This is a genomic window from Pseudomonas sp. PDM09, assembly GCF_014852305.1.
Taxonomy (GTDB): domain Bacteria; phylum Pseudomonadota; class Gammaproteobacteria; order Pseudomonadales; family Pseudomonadaceae; genus Aquipseudomonas.
The window spans coordinates 281033-297332 of the sequence record NZ_JACVBI010000004.1 but is presented as its reverse complement, the minus strand read 5'-3'; the positions used below and the strand labels follow the sequence as shown (position 1 = coordinate 297332).

17 protein-coding genes are annotated in these 16300 nt (G+C 60.4%); 5 read left to right on the top strand and 12 right to left on the bottom strand.

Annotation, left to right across the window (positions count from 1 at the left end):
- Positions 1-25 precede the first annotated feature (25 nt).
- Positions 26-1045, top strand: coding sequence for a DUF4917 family protein (locus tag IB250_RS12655; RefSeq protein WP_192344327.1), 1020 nt, complete (start codon positions 26-28; stop codon positions 1043-1045).
- Between the two features lie 174 nt (positions 1046-1219).
- Here IB250_RS12655 and IB250_RS12650 read toward each other — a convergent pair whose 3' ends face one another.
- The 3 genes from IB250_RS12650 to IB250_RS12640 all read right to left on the bottom strand — a co-directional run bounded on the left by IB250_RS12650 (position 1220) and on the right by IB250_RS12640 (position 2666).
- A complete protein-coding gene (locus IB250_RS12650; RefSeq protein WP_095632345.1) occupies positions 1220-1564 on the bottom strand; it encodes a YegP family protein in 345 nt (114 codons plus the stop codon).
- A gap of 200 nt (positions 1565-1764) precedes the next feature.
- Entirely contained in the window at positions 1765-2070 is a 306-nt protein-coding gene (locus tag IB250_RS12645; RefSeq protein WP_007903755.1) for a ribbon-helix-helix domain-containing protein, read from the bottom strand.
- A 14-nt stretch (positions 2071-2084) separates the two neighbouring features.
- A complete protein-coding gene (locus tag IB250_RS12640; RefSeq protein WP_008010833.1) occupies positions 2085-2666 on the bottom strand; it encodes a DJ-1/PfpI family protein in 582 nt (193 codons plus the stop codon).
- Between the two features lie 339 nt (positions 2667-3005).
- On the opposite strand from IB250_RS12640, the gene IB250_RS12635 reads away from it, so the two are divergent.
- On the top strand, positions 3006-3896 hold the full coding sequence (locus IB250_RS12635; RefSeq protein ID WP_192344326.1) for a DMT family transporter: 891 nt from the start codon (positions 3006-3008) through the stop codon (positions 3894-3896).
- Positions 3897-3945: 49 nt separating this feature from the next.
- Here the strand turns inward: IB250_RS12635 and IB250_RS12630 are convergent, their stop codons facing one another.
- The 4 genes from IB250_RS12630 to IB250_RS12615 all read right to left on the bottom strand — a co-directional run bounded on the left by IB250_RS12630 (position 3946) and on the right by IB250_RS12615 (position 7491).
- Entirely contained in the window at positions 3946-5163 is a 1218-nt protein-coding gene (locus tag IB250_RS12630; RefSeq protein ID WP_192344325.1) for a class I SAM-dependent methyltransferase, read from the bottom strand.
- A gap of 262 nt (positions 5164-5425) precedes the next feature.
- Positions 5426-6043, bottom strand: a complete 618-nt coding sequence (locus IB250_RS12625) for a TPM domain-containing protein (protein WP_123499169.1) — start codon at positions 6041-6043, stop codon at positions 5426-5428.
- Between the two features lie 46 nt (positions 6044-6089).
- The gene (locus IB250_RS12620; protein ID WP_192344324.1) at positions 6090-6836 is read right to left on the bottom strand and encodes a TPM domain-containing protein; all 747 of its coding nucleotides are present in this window, start codon (positions 6834-6836) and stop codon (positions 6090-6092) included.
- Between the two features lie 43 nt (positions 6837-6879).
- Entirely contained in the window at positions 6880-7491 is a 612-nt protein-coding gene (locus IB250_RS12615) for a LemA family protein (protein ID WP_192344323.1), read from the bottom strand.
- Between the two features lie 237 nt (positions 7492-7728).
- On the opposite strand from IB250_RS12615, the gene bglX reads away from it, so the two are divergent.
- Positions 7729-10020 carry a beta-glucosidase BglX gene (gene bglX, locus IB250_RS12610; RefSeq protein WP_192344322.1) on the top strand — a complete coding sequence of 764 codons (2292 nt, stop codon included), beginning with the start codon at positions 7729-7731 and terminating at the stop codon, positions 10018-10020.
- Positions 10021-10143: 123 nt separating this feature from the next.
- Here bglX and IB250_RS12605 read toward each other — a convergent pair whose 3' ends face one another.
- The 5 genes from IB250_RS12605 to IB250_RS12585 form a co-directional block, all read right to left on the bottom strand.
- Complete coding sequence (locus IB250_RS12605; RefSeq protein ID WP_192344321.1) at positions 10144-11301, bottom strand: phospholipase D-like domain-containing protein; 1158 nt, start codon at positions 11299-11301, stop codon at positions 10144-10146.
- A gap of 1 nt (position 11302) precedes the next feature.
- A complete protein-coding gene (locus tag IB250_RS12600; protein ID WP_192344320.1) occupies positions 11303-11893 on the bottom strand; it encodes a YceI family protein in 591 nt (196 codons plus the stop codon).
- 171 nt (positions 11894-12064) lie between these two features.
- Positions 12065-12394 (bottom strand): amidase, encoded by a 330-nt coding sequence (locus IB250_RS12595; RefSeq protein ID WP_192344319.1) that lies wholly within the window; start codon positions 12392-12394, stop codon positions 12065-12067.
- The gene (locus IB250_RS12590) at positions 12391-13482 is read right to left on the bottom strand and encodes a serine hydrolase domain-containing protein (RefSeq protein ID WP_192344318.1); all 1092 of its coding nucleotides are present in this window, start codon (positions 13480-13482) and stop codon (positions 12391-12393) included. Before IB250_RS12590 ends, IB250_RS12595 begins: the two co-directional genes overlap by 4 nt.
- Before the next feature lie 190 nt (positions 13483-13672).
- Positions 13673-14554: an acyl-CoA dehydrogenase family protein gene (locus IB250_RS12585; RefSeq protein WP_192344317.1), complete on the bottom strand. Its 882-nt coding sequence runs from the start codon at positions 14552-14554 to the stop codon at positions 13673-13675.
- A gap of 154 nt (positions 14555-14708) precedes the next feature.
- On the opposite strand from IB250_RS12585, the gene olsB reads away from it, so the two are divergent.
- Together olsB and IB250_RS12575 are read left to right on the top strand one after the other, a co-directional pair.
- Positions 14709-15464 carry an L-ornithine N(alpha)-acyltransferase gene (olsB, locus tag IB250_RS12580; RefSeq protein ID WP_007903792.1) on the top strand — a complete coding sequence of 252 codons (756 nt, stop codon included), beginning with the start codon at positions 14709-14711 and terminating at the stop codon, positions 15462-15464.
- On the top strand, positions 15464-16255 hold the full coding sequence (locus IB250_RS12575; protein ID WP_192344316.1) for a lysophospholipid acyltransferase family protein: 792 nt from the start codon (positions 15464-15466) through the stop codon (positions 16253-16255). Before olsB ends, IB250_RS12575 begins: the two co-directional genes overlap by 1 nt.
- Positions 16256-16300: the final 45 nt, after the last annotated feature.

The window sequence follows — 16300 nt, the reverse complement described above, 5'->3', positions numbered from 1 at the left end:
CTTTTGCTTTGAGACAACGAACGCAATGACCGATTTCCAGGATGTCGATGCCCAACTTGAAGACTGGAACGCCTTGCGCACCACCGCCTCTTTCGGCGGCCTGCTGGTGGGTAACGGTGCCAGTCGTGCGGTATGGGACGACTTCGGCTACGACTCGCTGTTCGAAAACGCCCGCACTGTCGAAGAAAAGCCTCTGAGCCAATCCGAATTGAGCGTGTTCGAGGCGATGCAGACGCGCAGTTTCGAACAGGTGCTTGGGGCGCTGAAAACCACCAGCCGGGTCAATAAGGCCTTGGCCGTCAGCTCAGCGGCACCGCGCAATCGTTATTACGCGATCAAGGAAGCGCTGATCAATACCGTGCATGCGGTGCACATCCCTTGGCGGTTGGTGGTGCCCTCGACGCTGGCGACGATCAATCAGGAGTTGGGCAGCTATCGAACGGTGTTCACCACTAATTACGATTTGCTCAACTACTGGGCGATCCAGCACCGGCCTGAGGCTATTACCGATCTGTTCCAGGGCACCGAGCCGCGTTTTGACCTGAGCCTCACCACGACAGACAAAACCCGGCTGTTGTACCTGCACGGCGGACTGCATCTGGTGCGCAATCAGGACGGCACCGCACGTAAATTGATGTCGACCGAAGGTACGTTGCTGGGCAGTTTCGCCATCAACAATACGATCAAGACCCTCGACGATGTGCCACTGTTCGTCACCGAAGGTCCGACCCAGGACAAGCTCAAGACCATTCGCAGCTCCGATTACCTGTCGTTCTGCTACGACCAGCTACTGGGCCATGGCGATGGGCTGTGCATCTTCGGGCATGCCCTTGGCGAGCAGGACAGCCACATCATTCATGCATTGCGTCAGGCGAAGCCGAAGACAGCGGCGATCTCGATTTACCCGCGCAGCAAGGCGTTCATCCAGCATCAGAAGCGGCATTACACGAAGGTGTTTGAGGGGACGGGAGTGGAGCTGCGGTTTTTTGATTCGAAGACGCACGCGCTTGGTAGTCCGAAGCTGACTGTACCGGTCGAAGTTTAGCGGCGCCGCGGCCGGCCTCTTCGCGGGCAAGCCCGCTCCCACAGGGATTTGTGAACGCTGCCAAACCAATGTGGGAGTGAGCCTGCTCGCGATAGCGGTCTGACATTCAACATATGTTTGACTGTTATGGCCTCATCGCGAGCAGGCTCGCTCCCACATTAGATATCGGTGTGTTTAGAGCACCGGCAAGGTTTTATCCTTGATCACCGTGGTCGGGCCGTTGGCCTTGACGCTGGCAATGCCTTTATCCCTCGCGGCATCGGATGAGTAGGACTCGCTGCTGCCGATGATCTCGTGATTACCGGCCTTCAGGTTGAAATAAGGGTGACCGTCCTTGGTGGTTTTTTTCTCGTAGCGTTCGTCCAGTGGACTGTTGGCCTGAACCGAGGCGATACCGCCATCGGCCGCACCGCGAGAGGTATACAGCTCACTGGTCAGAATGGTTTCGGCATTGGCCGCTTTCAATACAAACTTGAATTGACCGTTGACGGTTTTGCTCACTTCGTACCATCCAGACATGCTTCTACTCCTTGGCGATTGAGAGGTTTGGCGCTTCAGAGTAAAGACCAAGTCAGGATTTCTGTCGCCTGTACCGGCCCCTTCGCGGGCAAGCCTCGCTCCTACAGGTTTTGGGTCGGACGCAAAAATTCGCGGTCAACCGAAACCTGTGGGAGCGAGGCTTGCCCGCGAAGGCGTCCTCAAAATCCACACAAACCGCTCTATTTCACCGCAGCCCGTACCACCGACAACTCAGGTGTCTGCACCCGTCGCTGGCTCAAGTAACGCATGCAGCTAACCCGCAAGAACGAGGCGAAATTCACCACTTCGCCGCGGTAGTCCATCACCTCTTCATACAGCTTGGCGATCAACTGATTGGTGGTCATGCCGTCGACCTCGGCGATTTCGCTGAGGATGTCCCAGAACTGATTCTCCAACCGCAGGGTGGTCACCACCCCGCAGATGCGCAGCGAGCGGGAGCGCGACTCGTAGAGAATCGGATCGGCCTTGACGTAGAGCTCGCACATGGACTGGTCCCTCGTTACAGCGTGATTTTGGTGCCCAGCAACCCAAGGAAACCGGCCAGCCAGCTGGGGTGCGCCGGCCAGGCCGGTGCAGTGGCCAGATTGCCTTGAACATGACCTTGCGTCACCGGGATATCGATGAACGTGCCGCCAGCCAGGCGTACTTCCGGAGCGCACGCCGGGTAGGCGCTGCACTCGCGACCTTCGAGAATCCCTGCCGCGGCCAACAGTTGCGCACCGTGACAGACAGCGGCGATCGGTTTGCCAGCCTTGTCGAACGCTCGCACCAGGTCCAGGACTTTTTCGTTCAGGCGCAGGTACTCCGGCGCACGACCGCCCGGCACCAGCAGCGCGTCGTAGTCCGCTGCATCTACCTTGGCGAAATCGAAGTTCAGGGCAAACAGGTGACCGGGTTTTTCGCTGTAGGTCTGGTCGCCTTCGAAGTCATGGATTGCCGTGCGCACGGTCTGGCCCGCGGTTTTGTCCGGGCAAACGGCGTGTACCGTGTGGCCGACCATCAGCAGCGCCTGGAACGGCACCATCACTTCGTAGTCTTCGACGTAATCGCCGACCAACATCAGAATTTTTTTAGCCGCCATGGGAAGGACTCCTCTGGAAAATGCATGGGCATGCAGGAGTATTCAAGGTAGTCCTTATCCGGCGGGGTGGGTAATAACCAGTTACTACGGACAATGAGCCTTTGTGGCGAGGGGGCTTGCCCCCGTTGGGTCGCGAAGCGGCCCTAATCCGGTTTATTCACTCAGGCCATGGTCTCTGGTTTTGCGACTGCTACGCAGCCGAACGGGGGCAAGCCCCCTCGCCACAGGGATTCCCCCCAACTGTACGGATAACTCTGCGCCTATCTGTAACAGAGCAGCGCCTGCGGTTTATGGCTAGATAAAGAAACTTCCCCCCATCCTGAATTCTGGTCACCCATCATGTCCTCGCGCGAAAACACCGGCATGGCCCTCGGCCTGCTCGGCGTCGTTATCTTCAGCCTGACCCTACCCTTCACCCGGATCGTCGTGCAGGAACTTCATCCGCTGCTCAACGGCCTGGGCCGTGCGTTGTTCGCGGCGATTCCGGCAGCGCTGTTATTGCTGTGGCACCGGGAGAAGTGGCCCACCTGGAAACAAGTCAAAGGCCTGACGCTGGTGATCGCGGGGGTCATCCTTGGTTTCCCGGTGCTGTCGGCCTGGGCCATGCAGACCTTGCCCGCCTCCCATGGGGCACTGGTCAACGGCCTGCAACCGCTGTGCGTGGCGCTGTATGCCGCGTGGCTGTCCCATGAACGTCCGTCAAAAGCCTTCTGGGCCTGCGCCGCGTTGGGCAGCGCGTTGGTGCTCGGTTATGCGCTGATCAGTGGCGCGGGCAGTATTCAGGCCGGTGATTTGCTGATGCTCGGCGCGATTGCCGTGGGTGGGTTGGGTTATGCCGAAGGCGGCCGGTTGGCCAGGGAGATGGGTGGCTGGCAGGTGATCTGCTGGGCGCTGGTGCTGTCGACGCCGCTGCTGATCGGGCCGGTGGTGTATCTGGCGCTGCAACATCAGGGCGAGATCTCAGCCAAAACCTGGTGGGCGTTTGGTTACGTCTCGCTGTTTTCGCAGTTCATCGGGTTCTTTGCCTGGTACGCCGGGCTGGCCATGGGCGGCATTGCCCGGGTCAGCCAGATCCAGTTGCTGCAGATCTTCTTCACCATCGCGTTTTCGGCGCTGTTCTTCGGTGAACACGTCGAGCCGATTACCTGGCTGTTTGCGGCCGGGGTGATCGTGACGGTGATGTTGGGGCGCAAGACGGCGGTGCAACCCGCGAGTGTTGCCACGGCGTAAGGCAAGATCAAAAGATCGCAGCCTTCGGCAGCTCCTACAGGGGCTGCGATCAGCTTAGGTAACCATCAGCCCGCAGCAGGGTTTCCAGGCAATGTTCGCTGATGTGGTAGAAATCCTTCAATTCCTGGATCTTCACCAACAGCTGAGCCGGGTCCACCGGCTCGGCGCGTTTGACCGCCAGGATCATCTTGTTCTTGTTGGTGTGGTCCAGTGAGATGAACTCAAAGACCTTGGTCTCGTAACCACAAGCTTCCAGAAACAACGCACGCAAGCTGTCAGTAACCATTTCCGCCTGCTGGCCCAGGTGCAGGCCGTATTGCAACATCGGCTTGAGCAGCGCCGGGCTCTGGATCTGCAGGCGGATCTGCTTGTGGCAGCACGGTGAGCACATGATGATCGAAGCGCCGGAACGAATACCGGTGTGAATCGCATAGTCGGTGGCGATGTCGCAGGCATGCAGCGCGATCATCACGTCCAGCTCGCTCGGCGCAACGCTGCGCACGTCACCGCATTTGAACACCAGCCCCGGATGCTCCAGCTTCGCAGCCGCGCTGTTGCACAGGTTGACCATGTCTTCGCGCAGCTCGACGCCGGTCACCTCGCCCTCGGCCTTCAGGGTGTTGCGCAGGTAGTCGTGGATCGCGAACGTCAGGTAGCCCTTGCCCGAGCCGAAATCCGCCACCCGCACGGGCTTGTCCAGCGCCAGCGGCGATGAGGTCAGCGCATGGCTGAAGACTTCGATGAACTTGTTGATCTGCTTCCACTTGCGCGACATCGCCGGGATCAGCTCATGCTGCGCGTTGGTCACGCCGAGGTCTTTGAGAAACGGTCGGCTCAGGTCGAGGAAACGGTTTTTCTCGCGGTTGTGCTCGGCGGACGGTACTTCGCGCAATTGCTGAGGTTTGCTCTTGAACAGCGAAGATTTGCCCTTTTTGCTGTATTCGAGCTGGGCTTCGTCGGTCAACGACAGTAAATGCGCATTTTTGAACGATGCGGGCAACAGCGCAGCAATGGTCGCCACGCCCTCGGCAATTGGCAGGTTCTTGGTGATGTCGCGGGTCTTGTAGCGATAGACGAAGGACAGACATGGCTGATCCTTGACCGTCAGTTGCTTGATGATCAGCCGCTGCAAGTCCGCCTCTGTACCAACGTACTTGGCCAACACCAGTTTGATGAAGGCGTTCTGATCGAGGCTGGTTTGCAGCAGGTCGATGAACTGGGCGTGATGATCCGGCGCGAGGCTGGCGGGAGTGGCGGTGACAGACATGGGAAAAAACGGCCTCGGGCGGTGCGGATCGGGGAATGGTGGGTATTTTAGGGGGGATGGCCGTTCGGGACACGCAGTTATTTGCCGAACGGTGCGATCCGTAGCAGCTGGCGCAGCCTGCGTTCGGCTGCGCAGCAGTCATAAAATCAAAATACGCGGTGTATCAGATAGACCGTGCCAAGCAAATTTACGACTGCTTCGCAGCCGAACGCAGGCTGCGCCAGCTGCTACAAGGAATGAGTCGCAGCCAAAATGCTGGTTGTCAGCTCAACACCACCAACCGATTCGGCAACTCATTGCGCACATGGGTCACCGGCACATGCACCTTGAGCAACTCGCCGCATGCCTCGATGCATGTCACAAACCCCTGCAACGTCTGCCCCTGTTTCACCTGTTGCGTAAACGCCGCCACAATCGCGTCCCAGTTTTTGTTGTCCAGCCGTTTGGAAATACCTTCATCCACCAGAATCTCCACATAGCGCTCGGCCTCGGAGACGAAAATCAGCATGCCGGTGCTGCCGACGGTATGGTGCAGGTTTTGCTCAAGGAACTGCCGACGCGCCAGGTTCGACGCCCGCCAGTGACGCACCGAGCGCGGGATCAGGCGCGTGGTGACTTTCGGAATCCGGAACAGCAGGCACAACACGATGAAACTGAACCATTGCACCAGCAACAGGCTGTGCATGGTCAGCCAGCCCGTCAGGTAATGCACGATACCCGGCACCACCAGCGCCAGCAGACTGGCCCAGAGCAGCGGGATATACGCGTAATCGTCGGCGCGGGCCGCCAGCACCGTGACCAGTTCGGCGTCGGTGTCGCGCTCGACCCGGGCAATTGCCTCGGCGACTTTGCGTTGTTCGTGTTCAGTCAGTAATGCCATGTTTATGAAGGCCTGCTCGCTATTGTTGTTTTTACCTGCAGTGGTATCACCAGCCGCCCGACGAACCGCCGCCCCCGAAACTGCCCCCGCCGCCGCTGAAGCCCCCGCCGCCCCCGCCGCCGAAACCTCCGCCGCCGAAACCGCCTCCCGAGCCGCCACGGCCGCCGCTTGGCAGAATACCGAACATCTGGCCGATGAAGATCGTCAGGATGAACAGCAACACCAGGAACACGAACAACCCCGGCGGCCGCTCAACGGAATCACTCTCCTGATCACCGCGCGATTCATACACTGTCGACGGCTCGTCCAGCGGATTGCCGCCTAGCACCACCAGCATCGCCGCGACCCCGTCGCTGATGCCTTTGCTGAAGTTGCCAGCCTTGAACGCGGGCGTGATCACCTGATGGATGATCACCGAACTCTGCGCATCGGTCAGACGCCCTTCCAGGCCATAACCGACTTCGATCCGCAACTTGCGCTCGTCACGCGCGACGATCAGCAGCGCGCCGTTGTTCTTGTCCTTCTGGCCGATGCCCCAATAGCGTCCCAGCTGATAACCGAAATCCGCGATGTCGGCGCCCTGCAAGTCCGGCAAAGTAACCACCACCAACTGCTCGCCGGTGGTTTTTTCGTGGGCGTTGAGCTGTTGCGTCAACTGCTCGCGCACCGCAGGCTCGATCATCTGGGCGTTGTCCACCACCCGCCCGGTCAATTCCGGGAACTTCAACTCGGCCTGGACCGTCAGGGTAAACACCCAGAACATCAGCACCAGGCCCACTTTCAACACGCGCATTGGCAACCTCATCCTTGGTGACGCTTCAAGCCCGTTCCGGCGCTTACTGGAACTTCACTTCAGGCGCTTTCTCGGCACCAGGACTGGTGGCCTCGAAGGTTTCGCGGATCGGCAGATCGCTATACAACACGGTGTGCCACAGACGACCGGGAAAGGTGCGGATCTCGGTATTGTATTTCTGCACCGCCAGGATGAAGTCGCGACGCGCCACGGCGATGCGGTTCTCGGTGCCTTCAAGTTGCGATTGCAGCGCCAGGAAGTTCTGGTTGGCCTTGAGGTCCGGGTAGCGTTCGGACACCACCATCAACCGACTCAGCGCGCCGGTCAGCTGATTCTGCGCCTGCTCGTACTGTTTGAGTTTTTCCGGATTGTCCAGCGTGCTGGCATCCACCTGAATCGAAGTCGCCTTGGCGCGGGCTTCGATCACCGCGGTCAGGGTTTCTTGCTCATGCCGGGCATAACCCTTGACGGTTTCCACCAGGTTGGGAATCAGGTCGGCGCGACGCTGGTACTGGTTCTGCACCTGGCCCCAGGCGCCCTTGGCTTGTTCGTCGAGGGTCGGGATATTGTTGATGCCACAGCCGGCCAGCAGTGTTGTCAGCAACATCAAGGCTGCAACCTGCAGGCTCGACCGATAATGGTGTCGTACATTCATCTGGTTGATGCTCCCTTGCACATTCCGTTGATGAAACAACCTGCGAACTTTGAACCCGGCTCTTGGGGCATAATCTGCGCCGCTACTGGATTGCAACGAGCCAATGGGCTAAAAGATGCCCCGGCGCTAAAACATTGCACAAGTGTGCTGCATTCACCTGAACAACAATAGTCGCTCCCTAAATTTTGGCTGACCGGCGCGTATTCACTGCCGTTTAGGCTTTCGAGAAAACTATTCATGAAGAAGCTGTGTTTGCTGGGCCTGTTCGTCAGCCTGGCCAGTCATACCGTATTGGCCGCCACGACGCCCGCACCTATAGAGAACAAGGACGCCTTCATCAGCCACCTGATGAAGCAAATGACCCTCGATGAAAAGATCGGCCAGTTGCGCCTGATCAGCATCGGTCCGGAAATGCCGCGGGAGTTGATCCGCAAGGAGATCGCTGCCGGCAATATCGGCGGCACCTTCAACTCGATCACCCGCGCCGAGAACCGTCCTATGCAGGACGCGGCCATGCGCAGCCGGTTGAAGATCCCGATGTTCTTCGCCTATGACGTAATTCACGGCCACCGCACCATTTTCCCGATTCCGCTGGCCCTGGCCTCGAGCTGGGACATGGACGCCATCGGTCGCTCCGGGCGTATTGCCGCCCAGGAAGCGGCGGCTGACAGCCTCGACATCACCTTCGCGCCAATGGTCGATATCTCCCGCGACCCACGCTGGGGCCGCACTTCCGAAGGCTTCGGCGAAGACACCTATCTGGTTTCGCGGATCGCCGGCGTAATGGTCAAGGCGTTCCAGGGCTCAGGCGCGAACGCGGCCGACAGCATCATGGCCAGCGTCAAGCATTTTGCCTTGTACGGCGCGGTCGAGGGCGGTCGCGACTACAACGTCGTCGACATGAGCCCGGTCAAGATGTACCAGGATTACCTGCCACCGTACCGCGCAGCCATCGACGCTGGTGCCGGCGGGGTGATGGTTGCGCTGAACTCGATCAACGGCGTGCCGGCCACCGCCAACACCTGGCTGATGAACGACCTGCTGCGCAAGGAATGGGGCTTCAAGGGCCTGGCGGTCAGCGACCACGGAGCGATTTTCGAGCTGATCAAGCACGGCGTCGCCGCTGACGGTCGCGAAGCCGCGAAACTGGCGATCAAGGCCGGCATTGACATGAGCATGAACGACACCCTCTATGGCAAGGAATTGCCAGGGCTGTTGAAGGCCGGTGAGATCGAACAGAAAGACATCGACAACGCCGTGCGCGAAGTGCTCGCCGCCAAGTACGACATGGGCCTGTTCAAGGACCCGTACCTGCGCATCGGCAAGGCCGAGGATGACCCGGCCGACACCTACGCCGAAAGCCGTCTGCACCGCGCCGAAGCCCGTGATGTGGCGCGTCGCAGCCTGGTGTTGTTGAAGAACCAGGGCGACACCCTGCCGCTGAAGAAAACCGCGAAAATCGCGCTGGTCGGTCCATTGGCCAAGGCGCCGATTGACATGATGGGCAGTTGGGCTGCTGCTGGCCGTCCCGAGCAATCGGTGACTTTGTTCGACGGCATGACCAATGCGCTTGGCGCACAGTCGACGCTGATCTACGCCCGTGGCGCGAATATCACCAGCGACAAGAAGATCCTCGATTACCTGAACTTCCTCAACTTCGATGCACCGGAAGTGGTGGATGATCCGCGCTCGGCCAATGCGTTGATCGCTGAAGCGGTGAAAGCCGCGCAACAGGCCGATGTGGTGGTCGCAGCGGTGGGCGAATCCCGAGGCATGTCCCACGAATCGTCGAGCCGTACTGACCTGAACATCCCGGCCGCCCAGCGCGAGTTGATCAAGGCGTTGAAAGCCACCGGCAAACCGCTGGTGCTGGTGTTGATGAACGGCCGGCCGCTGTCGATTCTCGAAGAGAACGAGCAGGCGGACGCGATTCTGGAAACCTGGTTCAGCGGCACCGAAGGCGGCAACGCCATCGCTGACGTGCTGTTCGGCGACTACAACCCGTCGGGCAAACTGCCGATCACCATTCCCCGCTCGGTGGGTCAGATTCCGACCTACTACAACCACCTGAGCATTGGCCGGCCGTTCACTCCGGGCAAACCGGGCAACTACACCTCGCAGTATTTCGAAGACACCACCGGGCCGCTGTTCCCGTTCGGCTTCGGCCTGAGCTACACCCGGTTCAGCCTGACCGACATGGCCCTGTCTTCGACCACACTGAACAAGACCGGCAAGCTCGACGCCAGCGTCGTGGTGAAGAACACCGGCAAGCGTGACGGCGAAACCGTGGTGCAGCTGTACATCCAGGACGTGACCGGCTCGATGATCCGCCCGGTCAAGGAACTGAAGAACTTCCAGAAAGTACTGGTCAAGGCCGGCGAACAAAAAGTCGTGCACTTCACCATCACCGAGGATGACCTGAAGTTCTACAACGCCCAGCTCAAGTACGCCGCGGAACCGGGCAAGTTCAACGTGCAGATCGGCCTGGACTCCCAGGACGTGACGCAGCAGAGCTTTGAGTTGTTGTAATCCCTGCACGGACTGATCGTTCCCACGCTCCGCGTGGGAATGCAGCCCGTGACGCTCCGCGTCACTGGACGCGGAGCGTCCCTAGAGGCATTCCCACGCGGAGCGTGGGAACGATCTGGGTGACTACCCCCGCCGATCCAGCAGATTCACCACCAGCCGATCCACCCATCCCCACACCCTTTGCTTGACCCGCCGCCACAATGGTCGGCGCTTCCATGCTTCGAGGCTGACTTCCTGGCTCAGGGCAAAGTCATTTTCGAAACTCGCCGCCACCGCCCGGGTCAGCCCGGGGTCCAGGGCTTCAAGGTTGGCTTCCAGATTGAAACGCAGATTCCAGTGATCGAAGTTGCAGGAGCCGATACTCACCCAGTCATCGATCAACACCATTTTCAGGTGCAGGAAACACGGCTGGTATTCGAATATCTTCACCCCGGCCCGGAGCAGACGCGGGTAGTAGCGATGCCCGGCGTAGCGCACCGACGGATGATCGGTGCGTGGCCCGGTCAGCAGCAGACGTACATCGATGCCACGAGCCGCCGCCCGGCGCAGTGAGCGGCGGACTTTCCAGGTCGGCAGGAAATACGGCGTGGCCAGCCAGATTCGGCGTTGGCCACTGTTCAGTGCGCGAGTCAGCGATTGCAAAATATCGCGGTGTTGGCGGGCGTCGGCATAGGCGACCCGGCCCATGCCCTCGCCCATGGCCGGCACTCGCGGCAGGCGCGGCAAACCGAAGTGCGCAGTGGGTTTCCAGGCGCGCCGATGGCGGTTGGCGATCCATTGGCGGTCGAACAGCAACTGCCAGTCGATGACCAAGGGACCGGTGATTTCCACCATCACTTCGTGCCATTCGCTGGTGTCTTCGCCCGGGGTCCAGAACTCATCGGTGACCCCGGTGCCGCCGACCACCGCCAGGCATTGATCCACCAGCAGCAGCTTGCGGTGATCGCGATAAAAGTTGCCCACCCAACGGCGCCAGCTCAGGCGATTGTAGAAACGCAACTCGACACCGGCGGCCATCAGGCGCTGACGCAAGGTCAGGGTGAAGGCCAGGCTGCCGTAGTCATCGAACAGGCAGCGCACCCGCACGCCGCGTTCGGCAGCCTGGACCAGCGCCTGAACCATGGCCTCGGCGCAGGCCCCCGCCTCCACCAGGTACAGTTCCAGTTCGACTTGTTCTTCGGCACGGGCAATCGCCACCAGCATTCGCGGAAAAAACTGCGGGCCATCGATCAGCAGTTCAAAGCGGTTGCCTTCGCGCCACGGGAAAATTGCGCCGCGCATCTCAGCGCGCCGTGAAAATCAGCACCGCACCCACCGGCACCGACAGACTGATGGCCGACAAACCGGCAACCTTGCGCAAGCTTTCCAGGCCCGGGGCCAGGTCGAAATCTTCAGCGCTGATCACCAAAGGTTCGAGGGTCACCACTTGGAAGCGCCGGTCATCGAGACGGGTCGCCAGCAGTTCGGCGTTGTACTGGTGTTGTTTGCCATGCAGGTTGACGGTCAGCGGCAAGCGCAACTCCAGTTGCGCACCGGGCGCCAGGTCGTTGATCGGCCGTAGATCGATTTGCGTGCTGATCAGCGCTTCAGGGAACCTCTGGATATCGAACAGTTCCTTGCGCATGCGTTCGTCGCGCAACGGAATGCCGCTGTTGACCGACTCCAGCTCGACCTCCACCTGCGCGAGGCCCTTGGGATCGACCTTGCCGTGCAGCACCAGAAAGCGCTGCACTTCGGAAATATTGGCGTTTTTAGTGCTGATGAACGACACGCGCGAGGACTCGCCGTCCAGGTACCAATTGGCCTGGGCCGACACGGTGACACCGGCCAGCAGCAGGGAGGCGAGGGTTTTGCAGACAAAGCGGTTGAACATAGAGACTCATGGGCAGATAAACCTGAGCGAACCTTAACTGGCCGTGGGCGCATTGCAAACCGCAAAGATCAAAAGATCGCAGCCTTCGGCAGCTCCTACGGGGGTTGGGTCCACCCGCTACTTCATGGTTGCACGCGGTCAATGTAGGCGCTGCCGAAGGCTGCGATCTTTTCAGGGCATCAACCGACAGCCTTGGCGTTCACCAACCCAAACAGCGCTATGGCTGCGCCCCATACCACCCACCGTCACGCGCTTGTTCGCGGCGTCATCGACGAACCCGCTGGTGGGCAAATACTGCTTCACATAGCCTTGGCAATACTCGGCCGGATTGTTCATCACATAACGGCACGAGCAGTATTCCTTGGCGGTGTAGGCGCTGATGATGTCCGGGAAAGCCCATAGCGCCACCCGCTCCTGCCAGCCCCAGCCAAGCAAGGCGATCAGCAGCACCAGCAACAGCGTGCTGAACGGCCGACGACGAATAAAACCGCGGCGGCTCATGGCTGCACCTTCATGGCAAACGCCTTGAGCGCGAGTTTGAGCAATTCGTTGTGCCGATAACTTCCATCGCGATCATCGCCGTAGCGCACGATCACAATTTTTTCGCTGGGAATCACGTACATCGCCTGGCCCCAATGGCCCAGCGCGGCGAAGGTATCGGCGGGGGCATCGGGCCAAGGCTGTGTCGCACCATCCACCGCGCGATTGAGCCACCAGTGACCGCCGGGCACGGCTTCATCCTGGTTGGCTTGATAGCCAGCGAAAGGCTCACGACTGAAGTCGACCCAATCCTTGGGCAGTAATTGCCGCCCACGCCAACGACCGTCGCGCGCCATCAACAGGCCGACCCGCGCCAGGTCCCGGGCAGTGAGATAGGCGTAGGACGATGCGACAAACGTGCCCGTGGCATCCGCTTCCCACACCGCACTGCGAATCCCCAAGGGTTCGAACAGCGCAGTCCATGGATAATCAGGATAACGGGCCGGGCCGACGATGGTTTTCAGCGCGGCGGACAGCAGGTTGCTGTCGCCGCTGGAGTAGCGGAATGCCTGACCGGGTTTGGCGTATTCGTCGTGGTCGGCAGTGAACGCGGCCATGTCGCGGTGTCCACGGGTGTAGAGCATGGCCACCACCGAGGACTTCAATGGGGCGTATTCATAATCTTCCTGCCAGTCCAGTCCCGAAGCCCAGTGCAGCAGGTCGGCCATGGTCATGACGGGGTGTTTTTCCAGCGCAGGATAGAATTTCTGCACCGGATCCTGGAGTTTGAACATCCCCTCGCCATAGGCCACCCCGAGCACCGCGGCCATGAGGCTTTTGCTGATCGACCAGGTCAGGTGCGGCGTTTGCGCAGTGGTCGGGCCGGCGTAGCGTTCGTAGATCAGTTGGCCGTCGCGGATCACCAGCAAGGCATCGGTGCGAATGCCTTGGTGAGTGGCATCGTCGCGGGATGGGAAAGCGTAGTTTTCCAGAACCTGAAGTGCCGGGCCGGTGACTTTCGGGCCAGGCGACCATTGCTCGGCCGGCCAGTTTTCGGCCTGGGCTGTGAGGCTGAGCAGCATGAGAATCAGGGACAAGCCTTTGAACATGAGGGGCGCTCGGAGGGATGAACCTGCAGAGCCTAGTCGAGCTTGATGACAGTTTTGGAACTTGCGTCGTCCAAGAGATCGCCTTCGCGAGCAAGCCCGCTCCCACAGTTGATCTGCGGTGTTCACACATTTTGTGCTCACCACAAATCCCCTGTGGGAGCGGGCTTGCTCGCGAAGGGTCCCTTCAGCCTTACAACAATCCCGCCAACGCCTTGGCCAACCGCTTACCCCGCGCCCCTGCCGCCAAATCCATCACGGTCTGATCGCGCTGCCACATCGCCGCCCATTGTGACGGGCCATCGGCCAGGGCCTGGTTCACTTCAGCCTTGAGCCCGTCGAACTGCGCAAACAACCCGCCCAGCAACACATGCCCGGCCGGATTGTTCGGCGCCTGGCGGCTGACTTCCGCGCACCCGGCCAGCAGCGCCAGCAAGCGCAGTTGCAAGGTTTGCGGCCAGTCGCTGTCTTGGCCAACGCCAAACAGCCACGCAATCATGGCGCTCAGCACATAGATGTCTTCCAGGGTTCGGAACGGTTTGACGTAAGCGTCCCAGCCATCCCCTGCGAGCAATTCACACAGCGCGTTGTCGAGAAACAACCGGCCGTGGCTGATGTCCGGCATCAGCGGCATGGGCGCGAGCTTTTCCAGACGCACACCCGGTTCGCCGGGGTAAACCACCGCAAGGTTCAAGCGCGGCACTTCGCCGGGTTCTTCACTGCGAGCAGCGACCAATAGCCAGTCGGCGGCATCGCCAGCGGTGACGAAATCCTTGCGCCCGCTCAGGCGCAAATCGCGCAGCCGGGTCTGCATGTCCGCCACCCGCAAACTGCGCTGTTCGGTCGCGCACAACGCGCCGAGGCTCAGCGGCGCGCTCGGCCAGAGCATGCGCAACGCCGCCTGATAGCCCACCAGAAACGCCAGCCCCGGCGTCGCCATCAGCCGTCCGCCAGCCACCGCCAATTCGAACGGCGACACCGCGCCCAACTGTTGCAACAAGGTGGCAAAGCCTTCCCCCAGGTCAGGGTCGGCGGGCAGGCGATCGCGGCGTTTCAACAGGGTTTGCCAGGGCATAAGAGGCTCCTCATGGGCTGTCATATAAGCATCACCAAAGCTTCATGGCGATGACACCGGGGCTACATAGCCTGACTTTGCACAACACGGCTGCATAAAGAAAGTCGATCGGCTGCAACCCAAGACGGGTGGCCAGCCCGCACGGAGACTCACAATGACTCAGATCGCCCGCATCAGCGACACCGGCAATGAACGCCGCCTGCAAGCCGAACGCCTGGTGGGCGCCGAGGCGTTGCAGGAAGCCCAGGCCTTGCGCTTCAACGTGTTCAGCGGCGAATTCAACGCCAAGCTGAAAGGCGCGGAGCTGGGTCTGGACATGGATGACTATGATGTTCACTGCGCCCACATCGGCGTGCGTGACTTGAACACCGGGCGCCTGGTGGCGACCACCCGCTTGCTCGACCACACAGCGGCCAGCAGCCTGGGCAAGTTCTACAGCGAAGAAGAATTCAGCCTGCATGGCCTGGTCCATCTCAAAGGCCCGATCCTGGAAATCGGTCGCACCTGCGTCGACCCGGCCTACCGCAACGGCGGCACTATCGCTGTGCTCTGGGGTGAACTGGCGGAAGTGCTGAACCAGGGCGGCTACAGCTATTTGATGGGTTGCGCGAGCATTCCAATGCAGGACGGTGGCATCCAGGCCCACGCGATCATGCAGCGTCTGCGCGAACGCTACCTGTGCACCGAACACCTGCGAGCCGAGCCGAAGAAGCCATTGCCGACGCTGGATATTCCGTCCAACGTCATCGCCGAAATGCCGCCGCTGCTCAAGGCCTACATGCGCCTGGGCGCGAAAATCTGCGGCGAGCCGTGCTGGGACGAAGACTTCCAGGTGGCCGACGTGTTCATCCTGCTCAAGCGCGACGAGCTCTGCCCGCGCTACGCCAAGCACTTCAAGGCGGCTGTGTAATGAGCCGCTTGCGGGTGTACGCGCGAATTGCGCGAGTGCTTTTGGTGGTGGCGCTGGGCTTGAGCATGGCCAGTGTGTTCGGGTTGTTCGAGCGACTGGGAATTGCCCACTCGATGGTCCGTCGCCAGCGCTGGTCGCGGTTTTTCATGGCGCGGCTGAGCAATGCCCTGCCCTTTCGCGTCACCGTCCATGGTGAATTACCAAAGGCGCCAATGCTCTGGGTCAGCAATCATGTGTCCTGGACTGACATTCCATTGCTGGGCATGCTCACGCCGCTGTCGTTCCTGTCCAAGGCCGAAGTGCGCACCTGGCCGGTGGCGGGCTGGTTGGCGGCCAAGGCCGGCAGCCTGTTCATTCGCCGTGGTTCAGGCGACAGTCAGTTGATCCGCAAACAAATGACCCGTCATCTGGAGCAGGAACATCCACTGCTGATGTTCCCCGAAGGCACCACCACCGATGGCCGCTCGCTGCGTACCTTTCATGGTCGTTTGCTGTCCGCGGCGATCGATTCCGAAGTGGCGTTGCAACCGGTGGCGATTCGTTATCTGCGCGATGGCGAGCTCGATACCCTGGCACCGTTCATTGGCGATGATGATTTGCTCTCGCACCTGATGCGCTTGTTCGCCAATGATCGGGGTGAGGTGGAGATTCATCTGCTCAAACCGATCGAGTGCCAGGACCGGGAACGTGCGGCGCTGGCGTTCGAAGCGCAGCAGGCGGTGCAGAGGGCGTTGTTTGGGGCGATTCCGGAAATGCAGCAAGCACCAATGCGACCCGCAATCGCGGCTTAAACACACACATCCCCTGTGGGAGCGAGCCTGCTCGCAATAGCGATT